Genomic DNA, 20,555 nt, shown 5'->3' with positions numbered 1-20,555 from the left:
CAGGATGCCATGGCAAGACAAATTAACAAAATTGAACCCCAAGCGCAGACATAACGGGGGGTCTATCGTCCGATTATTATGTCCGCGCAGAGCCCTCCGAGACGTTCGCTTTTCGACAGACGCAAAGCTCCACCATGCGCGCGCGCGACATCCGCCACAATCGCAAGACCAAGGCCAACGCCACTGCCCTGATTCTGATTGCGAGCCGGGTCGAGCCGCGTGAAAGGCTTTACCGCCTCTGTACGTTGGTCCGCAGGTATACCGGGGCCGTCATCCTCAACACGGATGCGCATCGATTTCGCGTTCAGAAACAGGCTGAGCTCGGCCCGGCTGCCATAGCGCATGGCATTTCCAATCAGGTTTTCCACCGCCCGGCGTACAGCCAAGGGGCGTATCATGACCGTCCCCTGCCCCTCGACCGCGATCAGCTCTGCCTGATGACCAGCCCGTTTTGCATCATCCACGATCTGGCGGAGAAATTCATCCGGTTGGACCTCTTCCGCCGATCCCTCGGCAGCCCCACGCGAAAAGTCCAGAAACGCATCCAGCAAGGACTGCATTTCCGTGACATCCTTTTGCAACGGTGCGGCCTCGTCTTCCGGCAACATCGACAGTCCAAGCTTCAGGCGCGTCAACGGGGTGCGCAGATCGTGGCTGACACCCGACAGCACCAACGTCCGTTGCTCGATCTGGCGTTCGATACGGGACCGCATATCCAGAAACGCATTTCCCGCCGCACGAACCTCGATGGCTCCACCGGGTGAATACGGAACGATTCGTCCCCGCCCGAAGGCCTGCGCTGCATCAGCGAGGCGCGTAATGGGACGCAATTGATTCCGCATGTAAAGAAACGAGATCGTCGTCATGATGACCGCAAAGAACACCATGGTGACGATCAATTGATGCGGGGCCGCGGGCGACAACCTGCGCCGATCGAACGTCAATTGCAGCACTCCCAGATGCGTCTTCAGATAAACCCGCGCCTCTTTGCTGCTGGGTAACGCCACGGCGGCAAGATTGGGCAACCTGGCATACAGTTCGGATTCGACCTGCGGGGCGATGAAATCGTACCATCGCCGCGCGCCAATCTCAGGCTGTTCGTTGACGCCCAGAAACCTGGCCTTCATCTCAAGGGCCTGCAAATCGGGACGAATCGACGCCAGCGCCTGTTGTTGCGTTTCCGCGTCCTCGATCATTGTCGAAATCAGCATCACCTCGCGGGATGCCGCGCGTGTCATCTGGCCGGTGACATCCTCAAGATGCTTTTGAAGGAACGCGATTCCCACGACCAGCAACAACACGATCACAGGTAAAACCAGGATCAGCGCTGCCCGGGCGTAAAGACTGCGAGGCATATAAGGTTTGAGCCAGTGCGAAGACATGCGCTAAACCTAACGGGCTGCCCGGACAAGAGAAAGAGCACAGAATGCAGGCACCAGATGATTTCGATCCGCCCGTCGGCCAGCCAGAGGAACTGCATCCGGGTTTGCGGCGTATTCTGGCCCCGAATCCCTCTCCGATGACCTATCGTGGCACCAACACGTATCTGCTGGGTGAACGCGACATTGCCGTCATCGATCCAGGCCCCGCAAGCGAGGCACATTTGGACGCAATTCTGGATTCCTTGGCGCCGGGTCAAAGGATCAGCCATATCATTGTCACACATACGCATGTGGACCATTCACCCCTGGCGGCTCCGCTGGCGGCGCGCACAGGGGCGACGATTTATGCTTATGGCGGGCCCGAGGCGGGGCGCAGCGCCGTCATGACCGATCTTGCCGCGCAGGGGCTGACCGGCGGCGGCGAAGGCATCGACACCACGTTTCGCCCTGATGTCGAAGTGGCGGATAGTGAGACCATCAATGGCGACGGGTGGCAGCTTGAGGTCATTCACACACCGGGCCATCTGGGCAATCACATTGCTCTGGCCTGGCAGAACATCTGTTTCACGGCGGATCATGTCATGGGGTGGGCCAGCTCGTTGGTGTCCCCTCCGGATGGTGATCTGACCGACTTCATGACTGCCTGCCATCGGCTGCGCGCGCGCGACTGGTCGGTTTTCCATGCCGGCCATGGCGCACCGATCACCAGCCCTGCCCAACGTTTGGACTGGCTGATTGCACATCGCCAGACCCGCGAGGCGCAGATTCTGAGCGCATTGGAAGAAGAAGACGGGACAGCGCGGCATCTGGCTGGGCGCATCTATACGGATACGCCAGCGGCATTGCTGCCCGCAGCCGAGCGCAACGTTTTCGCTCATCTCGTTGATCTGACTGGAAAAAACAGAGTGACGCCCATTGGCCCACTGTCAGTTTCATCTGTTTTTCGGCGGCTTCGCTAAAACAGTAAAATTTTTTGATGGTTCTCGTACTTAACCACTGGACGTCCGGAATCGGGGTTGCTATATGCGCCTCAGTTCCGGCGTAGCTCAGCGGTAGAGCAGTTGACTGTTAATCAATTGGTCGTAGGTTCGATCCCTACCGCCGGAGCCAAAATCCCCCTTCGTTCAGACCTGCATTGGCGTCAGAAAACACATCGATTTATGCCGGTTTTTTTCGTCGAAAAACACACGCACCCTCTGGACGTCTGGAAACCGGATTGCTATACGGCGCGAACCGTTCCGGCGTAGCTCAGCGGTAGAGCAGTTGACTGTTAATCAATTGGTCGTAGGTTCGATCCCTACCGCCGGAGCCAATTCCCCAAAACGCAGCAGACCTACCCTGTCAGGGCGTCGCCGAACTCGGCCCGAAGCTTGCGTTTCAATACCTTTCCGGTCGCGCTCAGCGGCAATGCGTCGACAAAGACAACCTTGTCCGGGATCTGCCACTTGGCGATTTTGCCTTCGAAAAAGGCAAGCAAATCCTCTTCGCCGGGATTTTCACCATCGGCTTTGACAGCAACCAGCAAGGGGCGTTCATCCCATTTCGGATGCGGAACACCGACCACGGCGGCCGTCGCAAGCTGGGGGTGGGCCACGGCGATGTTCTCAAGCTCGACCGAACTGATCCATTCCCCACCGGATTTGATGATGTCCTTGGATCTGTCGCGAATGGTCATGTAGCCATCCGGGTCCAAAGTGGCCACATCTCCGGTGGCGAACCAGCCATCCTGCAACAGATCCTGATCCTGCAACTGGAAGTAGCTGTCCAGAACCCAGTGACCCCGCACCATCAAATCGCCCTGGGTTTCGCCGTCATGCGGCAGATCATTCCCATCTTCGTCCACGATTTTCAACTCAACCCCAAAGGGTGGTCTTCCCTGGCTCAGGCGGATCTTGTGCTGTTCTTCCGGTGGCAGCTTCAGGTGTTTGACCAATGGATAATTCGTCGTGCCCAGCGGGCTCATCTCGCTCATGCCCCAGGCGTGGACCGTGTCAACGCCATAGGTTTCGCGGAAGGTTTCGATCATCGACGGAGGGCACGCGGCGCCGCCAATAACCGTACGTTCAAGGCTTTTGAGTTCGGTTCCGCATGCTGCGGCATGGGCCAGCAAGCCCTGCCAGATGGTCGGCACACCCATGGCCAAAGTCACGCCATAGGTGTCGATCAGATTGACCAGTGCCTCGCCGTGCAAATCCGGCCCGGGCAACACAAGCCGCGATCCCGACATGGCGCAGGCGTAGGGCGATCCCCAGGCGTTGACGTGAAACATCGGCACAACCGGCATAACAACATCCATCGCTGAATACCCGATCACATCCCGTGTGTTCGATGCAAAGCTGTGCAGCAGTGTTGACCGATGAGAATACAACACGCCCTTTGGATTGCCCGTGGTTCCCGACGTATAGCACAGACCGCAGGCCGTCTTTTCATCCAGGTCGGGCCATTGGAAACCTGCATCCCCGGTCTCCAGCAACTCGTCATAGAACTTCAGATCAGGAACCTGAGCCGCAGCCTCTTCATTGCGAGGCCCCATCAGAACAAAATGCTGAACCTCGGACAAAGCGTCATGCAGCGCGGCGACAAGCGGAATGAACGTCGCATCAAAGAACAGAACCCTGTCCTGAGCATGGTTGATGATAAAGGTCAGCTGCTCGGGGAACAGGCGGGGATTGACCGTGTGACAGACATAGCCCGCGCCCGACGTGGCAAAATAGATCTCAAGATGCCGCCGATTGTTCCAGGCCAGTGTCCCGATCCTGTCCTGCGGTTCCAGCCCCAGATTCGTCAAGGCCGACGCCATCCGTCGGGCATTCACCGCAATCTCGGACCAGTTGGTTTCAGTGACCGTTCCATCCGTTTCAACCGAAACAATCTCGGTCTGGCCGTGATAGCGGTCTGCGTGATCGATCAGCGACGAAACCAGCAAGGGCTGCGTCATCATCTGTCCTAGCATGGACATCCTCCCGTCCTTGGCGAGACCTTGGATGGCCTCTGCCTTGTCCATCTGGCATTGACGGCTTGGGGCGTGACCCGATGCGTCAATGCAGTCGTTTCCTACGGAGGAACCCTGCCAATCATTTAATTGTCTGACAATAAAAGAATGCAGCCCAACACGGCCGTGGGCGGTATTTTTTCACTCTTGGTTTCGGTGTTTCAGCGCGTAGGCGACCAATGCGGCGGTTGATCCGTCTTTACCGTCAGCACTGGCAACACCATCCACGACAGGTCCGAGCGAGTTGGCAAGTTCTTTGCCCAATTCCACACCCCACTGATCAAAGGAATTGATGCCCAGCAGAACACCTTCAACGAACACACGATGTTCGTACAGCGCGATAATCTGCCCCAGAACGAACGGTGTAAGCTTCGGATAGATCAGCGTCGTGGAAGGGCGGTTGCCCGGGAACACGCGGTGTCGCGCCTGCCGGTCAAGTTCGTCGCCATCAAGGCCTTTTTCCGCCACGCGTTCACGGGCTTCATCCAAAGACCGGCCACGCATCAAAGCCTCTGACTGGGCCAGACAGTTGGCCAAAAGCAGGCGGTGATGGTGGGTCAACTCGGGTTCGTGCCCTTCGGCGGCGACCATGAATTCGCAGGGAATGACATCCGTCCCCTGATGGATCAGCTGATAGAACGCATGCTGGCCGTTGGTGCCCGGCTCTCCCCAGACCACCGGCCCGGAAGGGGCAGCCAGCGCAGATCCGTCCATCGCGACAGATTTGCCATTCGATTCCATTTCCAACTGCTGGAGATAGGCCGGCAGGCGCAGCAGCCGCTGATCATAGGGCAGCACAGCGCGGCTGGTGCAACCCAGAACCTGACGGTGCCAGATGCCGACCAGCGCCAGCATCACAGGCATGTTTTCCACCCAATCCGCCGAGCGGAAATGCAGATCCATCGCCTGCCCGCCTCGCAGAAACGCATCAAATGCATTTGAACCGACGGCAATCATGACCGGCAATCCGACCGGCCCCCAGACCGAATAACGCCCACCCACCCAATCAGCGAAACCAAATACATGCGCCTCGGGGATGCCGAAAGCCTGCGTCTTTTCCAGCGCGCTGGATACGGCGGCAAACTGGCGGGACGGATCACCTCCGCCCTCGGACATCCAGGCGCGGGCCGTGCGCGCATTGGTCATCGTTTCGATCGTGGTGAATGTCTTGGACGCGACAATCACAAGCGTCCGTGCAGGATCCAATGGGCGCAACGTGTCCGCGATGTGGGCCCCATCCACGTTCGAGACATAATGCAGGCGCGGCCCGTCATGATACGGAGCCAGCGCATGAGTGGCCATGACCGGGCCAAGATCCGACCCACCGATGCCGATATTGACCACATCGGTAAAGCTACCCCCTGCCCCGGCAATCGCACCACCGCGGACTTCTTCGGCAAAGACCCGCATCCGATGCAGCGTGTCCAGAACCCCGGGCATGACGTCCTGACCATCCACTTCGACCGGGCCACCGTCCAGATTGCGCAACGCCGTGTGCAGCACCGCGCGCCCTTCGGTTTCGTTGATCTTCTTCCCGGTAAACATGGCGTCGCGCCGCGTCGCAAGCCCGGCATCTTCACACAATTGCAGCAGCGCAGCGCGCACGTCTTCATCAATCTGCGTTTTTGAATAATCGAACAGCAAATCCCCGGTCGAGGCTGAAAACGCCGCGGCCCGGGTTGCATCCTTTGCAAACAGGTCGACGATACGGCGGTCAGCCGCTGCAAGCGCCTTCAAAGCATCCAACTGCATTGCCTCACTCCGCCCAATGAACCGTCATGCCGCTGAGGACCGCGGCGATCGGTGCCTCTTCCGGTGGCATCGACATGGCCTTGTCCAATACGTCTCGTTTTGCCTGCCCGTAGATGATCAGATGTTTCGACAAAGCCCCGTCCAGCACAGGGGCCGTCAAAGAAATCCGGGGCTCTGGCTGCACATCGGTCCGGGCGACGATCAAGGTCGGCGCCTGGCTGTCGAGGGCCTTGTCCAGCCCGTCCATTCCGGGGAACAACGAAGCTGTGTGCATGTCTTCCCCCATCCCAAGAACAAGAACCGACAAAGGCAGCACCGGCGCGATCAGCGATTCAACTTCCGGCAAAGCCGATTCAGGCTCTGCGCCCGGAACATAAAGTGGGATATACTGTGCCACGGATGCCCGGTTGGTCAGCAGCCTTTCCCGGATCAGGCGTTCGTTCGAACGTTCGTGATCAGCCGGCACGCAGCGTTCGTCCGTAGGCAGAACCCGCACACGGTCCCACTCGAGATCGGCAGCACACAGGCTGTCAAAAACCGGCCCCGGTGTCGTCCCGCCGGGGACGGCCAATGCAACCGTGTCATTGTGCAACAAAGCGGTCTCAAGCTCACCCGCCAACGCGTTTGCCACATCGATGGCCAGCATTTCTCGGTCGGCATATTCTTGAATGTTCATGGCTTTATTCCCTGCCAGCGGCGACCATCCCGTTTCATCAGCAGCTCGGCGTCGCCCGGCCCTGTGCTGCCACTGTCATAAGGTTTGGGCACGTCCCCGCGCGCCAGCCATCCGGCGATGATCGGATCGGTCCAGGCCCATGCGGCCTCGACCTCGTCCCCACGCATGAACAGCGTTTGGTTGCCCCGTATCACGTCCATAACGAGGCGCTCGTAAGCATCTGGCGGGTCTTGATTCTCGGGCCCCAGCGCTTCGGCGAAACTCATGTCCAATGGCACGTCGATCAGCCGCATCCCGCCTGGCCCCGGTTCCTTGATCGTCACTTTCAGCGTGATCCCCTCGTTGGGTTGCAACCGGATCGATAGCGCATTGGCGTGACGCCCGGCCTCTTCCCCGAAAATCGAATGCGGCGCGTCCTTGAACATCACATTGATAATCGACGAACGCGCCACCAGCCGTTTGCCCGTACGCAGATAAAACGGCGTGCCTGCCCATCGCCAATTGCTGACATGCGCCTTCAGCGCCACATAGCTTTCAGTGGTCGAGCGTGGGTTGCCGACACATTCGCGGTATCCCGCCCCGTCCGGCCCTGCCGAAAACTGGCCGCGCACGATGTGATGCGGCTCCACCGGATCAAGCGCCCGGATCACCTTGAGCTTTTCATCTCGCACCGCGTCCGGATCGAACTTTGCCGGGGGTTCCATCGCAATCAGGCACAGCAGCTGCATCAGGTGATTTTGCACCATGTCCCGCATCGCGCCGGCGCGTTCATAGTATTCTTCGCGCCCATCGATACCGACGGTTTCGGCAACGGTGATCTGGATATGGTCGACATACTGGCTGTTCCACAGCGGTTCGAACAGCATATTGCCAAACCGTACGGCCATCAGGTTCTGGACGGTTTCCTTGCCCAGGTAATGATCGATTCGGTAGATCTGGCTTTCATCAAAATGCGCAGCCAGTGTGGCATTCAGCTCTCGCGCGCTGCCCAGATCATGCCCGAACGGTTTTTCCACCACGATGCGCGTATCTTCGGTCGCCAGATCATAGGCCCGGACCCGCTCGGCCAAAGGGCCGAACAGGCTTGGGCCGACCGAGAAATAGAACGCGCGCACGCGGTTAGGCGACAGTTTTTCACCCAGCAGGTCCCATCCTTCGGCTGATACTGCATCCAGCGGGACATAATCGACCCGCTGTAGAAAACGGGACACTCTCTGGGACTCCGAAGCGCGGACCGCAGCATGCCGGTGCAGCGATTCTGCGACCATCTGCCGGAAATCTTCTGCGGAATGGCCCGCACGCGCTGCTGCGATAATCCTGGCATCCTCATGCCATTGCCCGGCGCAAAACCGACGGTAAAGCGCGGGCAGAATCTTGCGCTGCGCCAGATCGCCGGTGCCGCCGAAAATGATCAGATCAAAGGGATCAACAGGTATGACGCGTGAAACCATGAATTGTCCTTACCCCGCCCCTTCCGGCATGTCCAATGTTAGCGCAACCATACGGCAATAAATCACTCTGTTCAAAACTCTGTCAGAACCGCTGCGTCACCCTTACCAAATCCGCGACAAAGGGCTAGATCGGATTGATGACCTTTAAGAACCGGATGCGGGAATGAAAGACAACGCCCCACAGCTCGCCAATATCGGCAAGTTTCAAAACAAATCGGTGACAGCTGACGGCCAGACCCGCGCAAAGGTTTCCCTGACACGGCCCGAGACCCTTTGGTTCAATACGGGCACTTTGTGCAATATCGAATGCGTGAACTGCTATATCGCCAGCAGCCCGACCAATGACGCTTTGGTTTACATCACCGCTGACGAGGTCCGGAACTACCTTGATCAGATCGAAGCTCGCAACTGGCCCGTGCACGAGATCGGGTTCACGGGCGGTGAGCCGTTCATGAACCCGGACATGATCGACATGACACGCGCCGCGCTGGAACGAGGGTACAAGGTTCTGATTCTGACCAACGCAATGGCGCCGATGATGCGCCGCAAAATGCGCGACGGGTTGCTGGGATTGCAAAAGGAATTCAACCACATGTTGACTCTGCGCGTTTCGGTCGATCACTTCCGCCCGGCCCTGCATGACGAAGAACGCGGTGACGGCAGTTTCGACAAAACCGTGGCCGGTATGGAATGGTTGCGCGACCACGGTTTCAACATGGCCATCGCCGGGCGTACGGTCTGGGGGGAGTCAGACGCGGAAAGCCGTGCGGGCTATGCCAGGTTCTTTGCCAGGCACAGATTTGACATTGACCCGCAGAACCCGGCTCAGACCGTTCTGTTTCCCGAAATGGACGAAACTGTCGAGGTTCCAGAAATCACCACCGCGTGCTGGGGAATTCTTGACAAATCCCCCAACGACGTCATGTGCGCCAGCGCCCGTATGGTGGTCAAACGCAAGGGGGCCGAAAAACCTGCTGTCCTGGCCTGTACCCTGCTGCCCTATGAGCCCGAGTTCGAGATGGGTCATACCCTGGCTGAGGCCGAGGCGGACGTGCATCTGAACCACCCTCATTGCGCCAAATTCTGCGTTTTGGGCGGGGCCAGCTGTTCTGGCTGATCAGTTCAGCTCGGGCGATTTCCAGAACTTGGTGCCGGACGCACCGGCCGATACGCGCCAGCCCTTTTTGTTGAGAACAAAGAACGAGCGTCCATCAGTGAAACGCAGGGTTTCGCCCGTTTTGTCCTCGCCATACATGGCCCCCGTTTCTGCGGTCGCGTCATAGCCCTGGTTTATGAACTTATCCAAATCAGCAGGGGTTTCGAACAGGATTACGAATTTGGTCTCGAAACCACCGATGCCGATGGCGCCGCCAACGCCGCCCGTTCCCATGTTCATATATGTGTGTTGCCCGGTGTCTTTCGACACCGCCACGCCCCGGCCATAGCCCGCCGACACGGGGAATACCGTAACCTTACGGGAGTCGAACACCGCATACCCGGCACTGACGTCATAAAGTGGCCGCGCATCGGGGTTTTCCGCCAGAAGCTGATCCAAAATCTCGCCTGCCATCGCGTCAAGCTTTGCGCGCGTTTCTTCAGGTGTTGCCTCGTTGGACAGCAGCTCCGAAGTGGACGTGATCGTATCGTCAACCGCTTCGGCACCTTTGTCGATCGTCTTCCCGACGCTCTCGGCACCTTTCTTGATCTTGTCCAGAACACCCTCGGCAAAAACGGGGCTGCTCATGCAAAGCGCTGCAACAAAGAGAACGGCTCTGATCATTGTTTTTTCCTGTGACGCCATTAGATTGGCAGCCACCATACGCGACTTGCCTCAAATGAGAACAGGAATTCCGACGCACACGCGGACCTGGCCGATCACTCAGTTCACGCGAAACTCACCAACCATGTTGCGCCACTCGCCCGGTGCGATCATCTTGCGGTGCGTGAATTTCACGGAATGCAGCGGCCCTTCTATTTCTCGTTGCCAAAACTCGATGAATTCGAAGAGTTTCGGATGATCCGGCGCAAGGTCATATTCCTGCCAGATGAAGGTATTCAGGACGTGGACGTAATCGGGCATGTGATAGAAAAATTCGGCCGTTGTCAGGCCATAGCCCTTGAGCATCAATTCGGTTTCACTTGTCTTCATGCAGACCTCCGGTTTGTTGCACGGTATTCTCAGGCTAGCACGAAAACCCCCTAATACTTAGATAACAATATGTTACTTGGGTGTTACCGAGGATTCGAACCTTGGGGAGCGCTGCTTGCTTGCACCTTATGTGCCGGGTCTGATAAGGTGCATCCACAAGATATAGACCCAGCACAAAATACGGGCAGTTTACGTGAGCGATACGCCAGAAATCCCCGAAAACATGGATGAAACCCCGCCCGAGCGCCCTGTCTATGACGGCCCGACGGTCTCGATCGAATCCGAGATGCGCACGTCCTATCTGGACTATGCGATGTCGGTCATCGTCAGCCGCGCGATCCCCGATCTGCGCGACGGTTTGAAACCGGTGCATCGGCGCATCCTCTATGCGATGCACGAGACCGGAAATACCCATGACAAGGCCTATCGCAAATCGGCCCGTCCGGTGGGTGACGTGATGGGTAAGTATCACCCCCACGGTGACAGCGCGATCTATGATGCGCTGGTGCGGATGGCGCAGGATTTCTCGATGTCGCTGCCGCTGCTGGATGGTCAAGGCAACTTCGGCTCGATGGACGGCGACAACCCGGCGGCCATGCGTTACACCGAAGTGCGGATGGACAAGCCCGCCGCAGCCCTGCTGGCGGATATCGAGAAAGAGACGGTCGATTTCCAGGACAACTACGACGGCAAGGACAAGGAACCGACTGTCCTTCCCGCCCGTTTCCCCAACATGCTGGTCAACGGCGCCGGCGGTATCGCCGTGGGCATGGCCACCAACATCCCGCCGCACAACCTGGGCGAAGTAGTTAACGCGACGCTGGCCCTGATCGACGACCCGGACCTGACGTCCGAGCAACTGATCGAATACGTTCCCGGCCCCGATTTCCCGACCGGCGGCGTGATGCTGGGCCGATCCGGCGCGCGCAAGGCCTATCTGGAAGGCCGCGGCAGCGTAATCATCCGCGCCAAGACCCGCGTTGAAGAGCTGCGCAAGGATCGCTATGCCATCATCGTGGATGAAATCCCCTATCAGGTGAACAAGGCTTCGATGATCGAGAAGATCGCCGAAGCCGTGCGCGAAAAGCGCATCGAAGGCGTCAGCCATGTTCAGGACGAATCCGACCGCAACGGCGTACGGGTGGTGGTCGAGCTGAAACGCGACGCAACGCCCGAGGTGGTGCTGAACCAGCTGTACCGGTTCACGCCTATGCAAACCTCGTTCGGCTGCAACATGCTGGCGCTGAACGGCGGCCGCCCCGAGCAGCTGACCCTGCGCCGTTTCCTGACCAGCTTCATCGATTTCCGCGAAGATGTCGTTGCCCGCCGCACCGCCTTTGACCTGCGCAAGGCGCGGGAACGCAGCCATATCCTGTGCGGTCTGGCCGTGGCGGTATCGAACGTTGACGAGGTCGTGGCCACGATCCGGTCTTCGGCCGACGCGGCCGAGGCGCGCGAAAAGCTGATGACCCGGCGCTGGCCGGCCGCCGACATCGCGGACTATCTGCGCCTGATCGACGATCCGCTGTCCAAGATGAACGACGACGGGACCTATAACCTGACCGAGGTTCAGGCCCGCGCCATCCTTGACCTGCGCCTGCAACGCCTGACGCAACTGGGCGTCAAAGAGGTCACGGACGAGCTGGAAGACCTGGCCGCAAAGATCAAGGAATACCTGGATATCCTGTCCTCGCGCGAACGCATAATGGGCATCATCGCTGATGAACTGCGCAGCGTCCGCGAACAATTCGCGGTACCGCGCCGCACCGAGATCGTCGACTGGTCGGGCGACATGGAAGACGAGGACCTGATCGAGCGCGAAGACATGGTCGTGACCGTGACTTCGGGCGGCTATATCAAGCGCACGCCGCTTGCCGATTTCCGCGCGCAAAAGCGGGGTGGCAAGGGGCTGTCGGGCATGCAGACCAAGGAAGAGGACGTGGTCACCACCCTCTTCGTGGCCAATACGCACACCCAGCTTCTGTTCTTCACCACCGACGGGATGGTCTACAAGCTCAAGACCTGGCGCCTGCCCCAGTCGGGGCGCACCGGCAAGGGTAAGGCAATCGTCAACATCCTGCCGATTCCCACCGGCGTTTCCATTGCGGCGATCATGCCGGTCGATGTGCCGGATGAAGAATGGGAAAACCTTCAGATCGTCTTCGCCACCAGCGCCGGAGACGTGCGTCGCAACGCGCTGAGCGACTTCACTAACGTCAAGCGCAACGGCAAGATCGCGATGGACCTGCCCGAGGGCGTGGAACTGGTCAACGCGCGCATCTGCTCGGACGATGACGATGTGATGCTGGTCACCAATTCCGGCCGGGCGATCCGTTTCTCCACAACAGACGTGCGGGTGTTCAAGGGGCGCAAATCGACCGGCGTGCGGGGCATCCGACTGAACGCGGGCGACCGCGTGGTCTCGATGTCGGTGATCCGTCATTTCGAGGCCACCCCGGACGAGCGCGCCGCCTATCTGAAGATGCGTCGCCTGATGGCCGGCGTGACCGATGACACCGAAACCGACGAGGATGGCGGCAATGCCGACAGCATCCTGCCGCAGGAACGCTATGCCGAGATGTCGGCGGCCGAGAACCTGATCCTGACCATCACGGCCAAAGGATCGGGCAAGCTCAGCTCGTCGCATGACTACCCGGTGCGCGGTCGTGGCGGCATGGGCGTGATGGCGATGGACAAGGCGATGCGGGGCGGCCCGCTGGTGGCCTCGTTCCCGGTCGAAATCGACGACCAGATCATGCTGGCCACCTCCAAGGGTCAGTCGATCCGGGTTCCGGTCGACGGCATCTCGTTCCGGTCCCGCAGTGCCGGCGGGGTCAAGGTGTTCAACACCGGCAAGGGCGAAGAGGTCGTCAGCGTCGCCCGGATCGCCGATCAGGGTGATGAGGAAACCGAAGAATAGCCCTCACGCTCAATTACGGATCTGAAACAAAACGCTCGCCCTGCGGGCGTTTTGTCATTCTGGATCACGATATCGACAACTCTCGGGATGATCTGCTTGCCCGAAGCCATTCTGCCGCCTAGCCTTTTCATATGTGGTCTTTTGCGCATATCCGACCAGCTTACAGTCGCACGGAACGGATCAGCGACGGTGTGGTCCATGTGCTCGGTGTCTCAAGTGCGTTGGTTGCCGTACCTCTGCTGATCACCATGACCATCAATTACCGGTATGATCAATCTGCGGTACTGGGTGCCTCGATTTACGGGGTGACGTTGATACTCATGCTGACGTTTTCTGCGTTGTACAACATGATCGAAAGCAAGGAATGGCGCGGGTTTCTGCAACGGCTCGATCATTCCGGCATCTACGTCAAGATCGCAGGGACGTATACGCCGTTTTTACTGTTGTCCGGTGCTCAGTCCCCCGGGCTGTTGCTCGGGTTGTGGTCCTCGGCAACGCTTGGGTCAGTTCTCAAGATGTTAGACCCAAACCGGTTCCGCTGGTTCGGGCTTGCGTTATACCTATTGATGGGTTGGGCGGTGGTCTGGGCCGGGCAATCCATGTTGGCAGACCTGTCCCCCACAATCGTCACGCTGATGATTGCCGGAGGGCTCGTGTACACGGCCGGGGTCGCCTTCTACCTGCTGGACTGGCTGCCGTTCCACAATACGATCTGGCACGTATTTGTGTTGGTCGGCAGCGTTTTGTTCTTTGCAGCCGTCGCGGCCCGAATCGAACTGGTTCAGGTCGTTTAGGATAACCTGTTCGTGTTTGTGAGGGAAAAAGTTTGCGCAAAACGAGAGTTGGCGTCGCCCAATAAAGGGTTCCGCGTGAAGCCGAAGACAAATTGCGCGGCATGTCCCGCGACCATCTCTCCGTCTTCACCAGTCCAGTTTTGTGTTGGAAGCCCCTATTCCAAGGCATTCACCGTCTCAAACCAGTCAAGCATCAGATCGCTCCAGCCACTTGGAACGCCATGCCCGGCCTCATAACCGATCACCGAAATGGTCGAACCGGTTTTACAACCGCTTAGAATGCGCTGATCATGGCTATCTATTTCAACAACTTCATCCTTTTGGCAGCCTGCAGAAGATGCGAGCCTTAACGTAGCCTCAACTGCACCCATATATCCCGGATCAGACCACGAAGATCCGGAACCGGCGAATGGAATAACCGTGTCGTCATAACCATGGCTATATAACATATCGAAATCGAAGTCCGCTGAAGCACAATCCCCAGGCTGGCCACGCACCGGTGTTCCAGCAATAGGGGCGAAGGCTATTAAACGTGGGTCAATATCTGCACAGGCAAGATACCAAGCGAACGATCCGCCTCGGGAATGGCCAGTGGTTACGATCTGCGCCGGATAAACGGGGAATCGAGCTAACACGTCCTCAAGCATATTGGCAATGAACTCAAAATCATCCCGGCCATAATATGCGTCATTCCAAACCCACCCTGTGCCCGGGCCGTTTTGGTATTCAATTTCCAGCGCGGTCGGAGCGACGATGGCATACCCGCGCTCCAGTATCGGCTTGACAAGAAATGCACTCTGAATCACCCGCCGCCCCGTTCCCTGCGATCCATGAAGAAAGATCACGGTTGGACATAGTCATTCGCCCTTCGGACGCAAAACACTGGGTTGTCACCCAGAAACCATACATGAAATACCCGCGCGCCCGAATTCCTGTGCTTGTTACAGGTGTGAAAACTTTTTGCACGACGCCTTGGTTTGAGTATTCAAGCCAAAGCCAATGTTGCAACGCAAATGGCGAGAAGCCTTATCAATCGGCTACCGTTTCATGCCGTCACAGCCCGTACAATCCGCTGAACTTCTGTTCCAGATAGTCCAGCAAAGGTTCGGGCCCCGGCTCTACTCCACTCGCCCTCTGGATAATCTCGCGTGGCGCATAAAGCCCGCCATGTTGCTGGACGTGTTCACGCAGCCAAGCGGTTGCGCCTGATGTGTCACCTTCTGCCAGTTGGGCATCCAGTTCAGGAACTGCGCCGCGCAGTGCCTGATACAGACATCCTGCATAGACATTGCCCAGCGAATAGGTCGGGAAATAACCGAACAGTCCAACCGACCAATGCACATCCTGCAAACAGCCGTTCGACGGTTTGTCGACCGCATAACCGAAGTCGGCCTTGAACCGGTCATTCCACGCCGCTTCCAGCTCGCTGACCTGCAAGTCCCCGGCCATCAGAGCGCGCTCAAGATCGAAGCGAAGCATGATGTGCAGATTGTATTGCACTTCATCGGCTTCGGTCCGGATATAACCGTTATGAACCCGGTTGACGGTAGCGTAGAAAGCATCTGCATCGGCAATTCCGAAATCGCCGAATGCGTCTTTCATCTGATCGAACAACCATCCCGTAAACGCACGCGAACGGCCAAGCTGGTTTTCATAGATCCGGCTTTGGCTTTCATGCACACCCATGGACACGCCGCGCCCCAGCGGCGTCAGCAGGTAGTCGCGGTCGATCCCCTGTTCGTAAGCCGCGTGGCCGACCTCGTGAATGGTGGAAAAAAAGCAGTTGAACGGGTCCGTTTCGCTGGTTCGCGTGGTGATGCGCACATCCAGGCCCGAACCCGAGCTGAACGGGTGAACCGCCTTGTCGACACGGCCGTTGTTGAGGTCATAGCCGAAGGCGACCGCCAGTTTTTGCGTAAGCCGCATTTGGGTCAGCTCGTCAAAGCTTCCGGTCAGCGCAGCAGGTTCCGGGCGTTCCAGAACGGCCGCACGCAAGGCCACAAGACGTGGGCGCATTTCATCAAAAATGGCCGCGATCTGAGCGCCGGTCGTATAGGGTTCATAATCCTCGACCATGGCATCATAGACGTCTCCGCCCTGCGCCAGCGCCTCGCCTTCCTGGCGCTTCAGCGATACGACCTCTTCCAGCACGGGAACGAAGGTCGAGACATCTTCGTCCGCGCGCGCCTGTGCCCATGTTCCCTGTGCGGCGGACGTGGTCCGGGCAATCGCCGTGGCCAGATCAGCGGGCACCTTGACCGCCCGATCATAGGCGCGCCGGATTTCCCGAAGCTGCGCCTTTCCGACTTCATCCTGTGGCGCGACCTGATCCAGCCACTCTGCCACGCGCGGATCTGATCGGCGCGCGTGCAGGACGGCCTCGATCGCTGCCATTTCTTCGGCGCGTTGAGGCGCGGCCCCGCGCGGCATGACGGTTTCCTGATCCCACCCCAATCGTCCGGCAATCTGGCCCAATGCCGAGGTTTCACGCTGAAAAGCCATCAGTTCGTCGAAAGCGGTCATGTCAATTTACTCCGCGCACAGATGTTGCGATTGGATATGCAGTCAGGAACCGCGCGCGCAGGATCAGGGTCCAGACGACAACAGCCATGAACTGGTGGAAGATGGCGATCTGCCACGGCGCTCCGTAGACGACGGTCACGATACCGACGACAACTTGCACCGACAGGGCCGCGAAAGCCGCGTTGAAGGCGAAGCGCGTCTGAGGATGCGCGCTGGCGCTGCCGCGGCGCCAGACGACAATCGCAAAGATGAACAACAGGTAGCCTGCGCAGCGGTGGATGAACTGCACAAGCCCCGGGCTTTCGAAGAAATTGCGCCACATCGGCTCCAACGCGGTGGCATCCGGCGGCAACAGCTGCCCGCCGATCAGCGGCCAGTCGGTATAAGACCGACCAGCGTCGATCCCGGCGACAAGCGCGCCAATAAGTATTTGCAAAAAGGCGAAATGCATCAGGCCGGTGGACAACGAGAACAGTTTCGCTTCCTTCATGCGACGCGCCTGCATCAGGTCACGTTCTTCCCTGCCAAGCTCGAATATATACCAAGCGAGGAACCCGAGAATGACGAATGCCAGTCCCAGATGGGTGGCCAGGCGATAGCTGGCGACGGCGGTCATCCCCTCGCCCTGCGTCACACCCGAGGCGACCATCCACCAGCCGACAGCCCCCTGCACACCGCCCAGAAGGCCGGGGATCAGCAGCTTGCCGGTCCAACCCGTGGGTATCTTGCGGGTCACGAGGAAGCCCAGGAAACCGGTGGCCCAGACCAGCCCGATCACGCGGCCCAGTTGGCGATGCCCCCATTCCCACCAATAGATGGTTTTGAAGTCGCTCAACTGCATCCACTGGTTCTGAATGCGCCACTGGTCAATCTGCTTGTACTTGTCGAACTCGGCCTGCCAGTCGGCCTCGGACATCGGCGGGATCGCCCCTGTAATCGGACGCCATTCAGTGATCGACAGCCCGCTGTCAGTCAGCCGCGTCAGACCGCCGACAGCGATCATCACCACGACCAAAACGAACAGGATCATCAGCCAGGCACGGATTGCCTTACGCGCACCGCCACGCCCCCGGTCGATCATACCGGGTTGAACGGCCTGTTGTTTTTCGGTGTCCGAGACCTCTTCGAAGATGCTGCGCTTACCGCTCATGCTGTCCTCATGTCCTGATTTCGTCGCAAGCTAGGGCTTGGTGGAAGATAGGTCCAGCCTCAGCCTTTGTCTTTCCAGCGGACCATCTGCCGCATGATCCCATGCAGCATCTGCACGTCGGCCCGCGTCATCCGCATCCGCGACCACAGGTTGCGCAGGTTGGTTTTCATGCCCTCGGCCTTTTCAGGGGGATAGAAGAACCCGGCCTCTTCCAGCCGGTCCTCGTAGTGTTCCACCAGTTTCTCAACTTCAATCCCCGTGGCCCAGTCCCCCTTGCCCAAATCGGTGGATTCATGCACCACGTCGCCGGTCTGGCGCATCCACTCATAAGCGGTCAGCAAGACGCATTGGCCCAGGTTCAGCGACGCGTATTCCGGGTTCACGGGCACCGAGATGATTGCATTTGCCTTGGCGATGTCTTCGTTCTCCAACCCCGCGCGTTCGGGGCCGAACAGAACCGCAACCTTTTCGCCCGCCGCGACCTTTTCAGCGGCGATCTGCATGGCGCGCTCGGGGCTGTAGACGGGTTTTGTCAGCCCGCGTTGCCGTGCAGTGGTGGCGAAGACAAAAGTGCTGTCGGCCAGCGATCCGGCCAGATCGTCAAACAGCTGCGCTTCGTCCAGCAACCGGCCGGCACCGCTGGACATGGCCACCGCCTTGGGGTTTGGCCAGCCGTCGCGAGGCGCCACGATGCGCATCCGGTCCAGTCCAAAGTTCCACATCGCCCGGGCGGCGGCACCGATATTCTCACCCATCTGCGGGCGAACAAGCACGAAGGAAGGCTGGGATTTGTCGCTGGGCATGGTTCACCTTGTAAAAACTTGGCCTGCTGTAATCGGCAGGCTCTTGCAGGGCAAGGCGCTGGGGCTGGAATTTGCGTGGTCTCGGCCATAAAAGTTTGCTTCCCCGCCGCAATCCGCTAAACCGCGCCAAAGACCAAAAGCCGAAGGACGCGCCCATGGACACCCCCGAGCAGCCGCAGATTTACCTGATAACGCCTCCGACCATCGAGCTGAGCACGTTTCCGGCCAAACTGGCATCGGTTCTGGACGGGGCCGAGATCGCCTGCATCCGCCTGGCGCTGGCTGGCAACGACGAAGACACCATCGCCCGTGCCGCTGATGCCTGCCGCGAAGTGGCCCACGCCCGTGACGTGGCCATCGTTATTTCAAACCACGTGCTGCTGGCGCAACGTCTGGGGCTGGATGGGGTGCATCTGGATGACGGCGCACGTTCGGTCCGCGCCGCGCGCAAGGAGCTGGGTCCGGATGCGATCGTCGGAAGCTTTTGCGGCGCGTCCAGCCATGACGGCATGACGGCGGGCGAACACGGCGCAGATTATGTGGCCTTCGGCCCCGTTGGCACCGCCACGTTGGGCGACGGAACCCGCGCCGAAAAAGATCTGTTCCAATGGTGGTCCGAGATGATCGAAGTCCCGGTCGTGGCCGAAGGCGGCCTGACGCCCGAATTGATCGGCGATCTGGCCCCCTGCACCGATTTCTTCGGCATCGGGGACGAGATCTGGGGCGATGACGACCCGCTGGGTGCGCTGAACAAGCTGCTGGCGGCAATATCTTAAGCCAGCAACCAGGGTTCAGCCATCCAATACACGCCGATCCCGGCGATCAGCATCGAGGTCAAAACCGAAATCCGGCCTCGTTTTCTGTGTGACCCGCCTGCAAGCAAAAGCGCGCAGGCAAAGGCCAGAACAGCCACAAAGACGACAGGAACTAGATTCCCGACACCAAACCCCAAAACAGCCGGGGCCAGATGATCGGGCGGCACCCCGATCTTTGTCAAATCCGAAGCCAGTGCCAATCCGTAAACACAGCCTGCGGCAAGCACGGCCAACAGGCGCCAGACCTGCAAGTGCCGGGCCACCAGGTTCCATAGCGCCAGAATGATGATCGCAGCCACCAAGGCCTGATCCTGCATGTTTTCTGGTACGTCCAGCACGCCGTACATGCCCAACCCGAGCCCGACAAAAACCCCTGCTGCCAAAAACGCCACCTGAGACATCACAGGCCGCAGGCTCAGCGTCAGCATCACGAGTGTCAGAACAAGGATGGATGGCTTAAGGAGGCCTTGAACAAATCGGCTGATCCCCTTTGCGAAATACGTCTGCAGTGTCTGCTCGGTCGTTAGCGATGCCCCGCCCTGCAACGGGATCAGTGGGCTGATTTCTCCGGCAGTCAGAAACCCTGTATACGGGGCCATCACGTTTTGCTGACGAAGAACGACTGACCCGCTGTACTGCGGCCAGGTCAGGCGCAGATTCGATGCGTGATCCGGCAAACGTGCAGTCAACAACAACCTGGAAACACGCACTTTTTCCGTGTCGCCCACCACCGGTATACGCACACCTTCATAAGACAGGTCCAGGCGATCAGGCGCTTCGACCACAAGGCTTTGCTTCCAGACCTGAACGAAATTTCTGATCTGGGGTTCCAGTTCCGACGACACCATGCGCCGCAGAGATCGGTACTTTGAATTGCCGGAATAAGCGTCGGGTTGTGTCGGATCGGCACCGACCAGCATGGCCTCGGCGTTCAGTTTCACCTCGAGAAACAGAGTGTCATCCTTGACCCAGAAATCAATGACCGTCGACGGGGCAGTTTGCGCTTTTACGGGTCCCGGATGCAAAGTCAGAAGAAGGATAATACTCAGGGCGCAGGTATTGAGGGCTCGGAAGATGGCACGGAAGACGGGGCCATTCATACGAAACGCTCCAACAGGAAAATCAAATCACCAATCATTGCTTTTGAT

Annotated in this window: 17 protein-coding genes and 2 tRNA genes; 7 read left to right on the top strand and 12 right to left on the bottom strand. The window is 58.8% G+C overall.

What is annotated here, in order from left to right; all coding sequences use genetic code 11:
- Nucleotides 1–62: 62 nt before the first annotated feature.
- The gene (locus ACR0LI_RS04700; RefSeq protein ID WP_480718091.1) at nt 63–1,382 is read right to left on the bottom strand and encodes an ATP-binding protein; all 1,320 of its coding nucleotides are present in this window, start codon (nt 1,380–1,382) and stop codon (nt 63–65) included.
- A 44-nt stretch (nt 1,383–1,426) separates the two neighbouring features.
- Between ACR0LI_RS04700 and ACR0LI_RS04695 the strand changes: the two genes are divergently transcribed.
- The 3 genes from ACR0LI_RS04695 to ACR0LI_RS04685 all read left to right on the top strand — a co-directional run bounded on the left by ACR0LI_RS04695 (nt 1,427) and on the right by ACR0LI_RS04685 (nt 2,694).
- Nucleotides 1,427–2,341, top strand: a complete 915-nt coding sequence (locus tag ACR0LI_RS04695) for an MBL fold metallo-hydrolase (protein WP_480490277.1) — start codon at nt 1,427–1,429, stop codon at nt 2,339–2,341.
- Between the two features lie 76 nt (nt 2,342–2,417).
- Nucleotides 2,418–2,492 (top strand) — tRNA-Asn (locus ACR0LI_RS04690).
- A gap of 127 nt (nt 2,493–2,619) precedes the next feature.
- A tRNA-Asn gene (locus ACR0LI_RS04685) sits at nt 2,620–2,694 on the top strand.
- A gap of 21 nt (nt 2,695–2,715) precedes the next feature.
- Here the strand turns inward: ACR0LI_RS04685 and ACR0LI_RS04680 are convergent.
- The 4 genes from ACR0LI_RS04680 to zwf form a co-directional block, all read right to left on the bottom strand.
- A complete protein-coding gene (locus ACR0LI_RS04680) occupies nt 2,716–4,335 on the bottom strand; it encodes a long-chain-fatty-acid--CoA ligase (protein WP_480718090.1) in 1,620 nt (539 codons plus the stop codon).
- 180 nt (nt 4,336–4,515) lie between these two features.
- On the bottom strand, nt 4,516–6,126 hold the full coding sequence (gene pgi / locus ACR0LI_RS04675; protein WP_480718089.1) for a glucose-6-phosphate isomerase: 1,611 nt from the start codon (nt 6,124–6,126) through the stop codon (nt 4,516–4,518).
- 4 nt (nt 6,127–6,130) lie between these two features.
- Nucleotides 6,131–6,802, bottom strand: a complete 672-nt coding sequence (pgl, locus tag ACR0LI_RS04670) for a 6-phosphogluconolactonase (RefSeq protein ID WP_209832976.1) — start codon at nt 6,800–6,802, stop codon at nt 6,131–6,133.
- Nucleotides 6,799–8,253 carry a glucose-6-phosphate dehydrogenase gene (gene zwf / locus ACR0LI_RS04665; RefSeq protein WP_171632169.1) on the bottom strand — a complete coding sequence of 485 codons (1,455 nt, stop codon included), beginning with the start codon at nt 8,251–8,253 and terminating at the stop codon, nt 6,799–6,801. Before zwf ends, pgl begins: the two co-directional genes overlap by 4 nt.
- Before the next feature lie 163 nt (nt 8,254–8,416).
- On the opposite strand from zwf, the gene ACR0LI_RS04660 reads away from it, so the two are divergent.
- A complete protein-coding gene (locus ACR0LI_RS04660; RefSeq protein WP_480718088.1) occupies nt 8,417–9,370 on the top strand; it encodes a radical SAM protein in 954 nt (317 codons plus the stop codon).
- Here the strand turns inward: ACR0LI_RS04660 and ACR0LI_RS04655 are convergent, their stop codons facing one another.
- Both ACR0LI_RS04655 and ACR0LI_RS04650 read right to left on the bottom strand, forming a co-directional pair.
- On the bottom strand, nt 9,371–10,033 hold the full coding sequence (locus ACR0LI_RS04655; RefSeq protein WP_171723187.1) for a lipid-binding SYLF domain-containing protein: 663 nt from the start codon (nt 10,031–10,033) through the stop codon (nt 9,371–9,373).
- 99 nt (nt 10,034–10,132) lie between these two features.
- Nucleotides 10,133–10,402 (bottom strand): usg protein, encoded by a 270-nt coding sequence (locus tag ACR0LI_RS04650; RefSeq protein WP_152458119.1) that lies wholly within the window; start codon nt 10,400–10,402, stop codon nt 10,133–10,135.
- A 193-nt stretch (nt 10,403–10,595) separates the two neighbouring features.
- Here ACR0LI_RS04650 and gyrA point away from each other — a divergent pair, with 193 nt between their 5' ends.
- Nucleotides 10,596–13,322, top strand: a complete 2,727-nt coding sequence (gene gyrA / locus ACR0LI_RS04645; RefSeq protein WP_480718087.1) for a DNA gyrase subunit A — start codon at nt 10,596–10,598, stop codon at nt 13,320–13,322.
- 191 nt (nt 13,323–13,513) lie between these two features.
- The gene (gene trhA, locus ACR0LI_RS04640; protein WP_480718086.1) at nt 13,514–14,116 is read left to right on the top strand and encodes a PAQR family membrane homeostasis protein TrhA; all 603 of its coding nucleotides are present in this window, start codon (nt 13,514–13,516) and stop codon (nt 14,114–14,116) included.
- Between the two features lie 155 nt (nt 14,117–14,271).
- On the opposite strand, the gene ACR0LI_RS04635 is transcribed toward trhA, so the two are convergent.
- The 4 genes from ACR0LI_RS04635 to ACR0LI_RS04620 form a co-directional block, all read right to left on the bottom strand.
- Nucleotides 14,272–14,922, bottom strand: a complete 651-nt coding sequence (locus ACR0LI_RS04635; protein ID WP_480718085.1) for an alpha/beta hydrolase family protein — start codon at nt 14,920–14,922, stop codon at nt 14,272–14,274.
- 247 nt (nt 14,923–15,169) lie between these two features.
- The gene (locus ACR0LI_RS04630; RefSeq protein WP_480718084.1) at nt 15,170–16,639 is read right to left on the bottom strand and encodes a carboxypeptidase M32; all 1,470 of its coding nucleotides are present in this window, start codon (nt 16,637–16,639) and stop codon (nt 15,170–15,172) included.
- Nucleotide 16,640: 1 nt separating this feature from the next.
- On the bottom strand, nt 16,641–17,789 hold the full coding sequence (gene ctaA, locus ACR0LI_RS04625) for a heme A synthase (RefSeq protein WP_480718083.1): 1,149 nt from the start codon (nt 17,787–17,789) through the stop codon (nt 16,641–16,643).
- Between the two features lie 59 nt (nt 17,790–17,848).
- Nucleotides 17,849–18,592 (bottom strand): RNA methyltransferase, encoded by a 744-nt coding sequence (locus tag ACR0LI_RS04620; protein ID WP_171632149.1) that lies wholly within the window; start codon nt 18,590–18,592, stop codon nt 17,849–17,851.
- A 155-nt stretch (nt 18,593–18,747) separates the two neighbouring features.
- Here ACR0LI_RS04620 and ACR0LI_RS04615 point away from each other — a divergent pair, with 155 nt between their 5' ends.
- Nucleotides 18,748–19,368: a thiamine phosphate synthase gene (locus ACR0LI_RS04615; protein ID WP_210092423.1), complete on the top strand. Its 621-nt coding sequence runs from the start codon at nt 18,748–18,750 to the stop codon at nt 19,366–19,368.
- Here the strand turns inward: ACR0LI_RS04615 and ACR0LI_RS04610 are convergent.
- Nucleotides 19,365–20,507 (bottom strand): HupE/UreJ family protein, encoded by a 1,143-nt coding sequence (locus ACR0LI_RS04610; protein WP_480718082.1) that lies wholly within the window; start codon nt 20,505–20,507, stop codon nt 19,365–19,367. The two genes, ACR0LI_RS04615 and ACR0LI_RS04610, sit on opposite strands and share 4 nt — an antisense overlap.
- Between the last annotated feature and the right edge of the window lie 48 nt (nt 20,508–20,555).

The organism is Ruegeria sp. CL7 (genome assembly GCF_056536445.1).
This window is presented reverse-complemented; position numbering and strand designations above follow the sequence as displayed.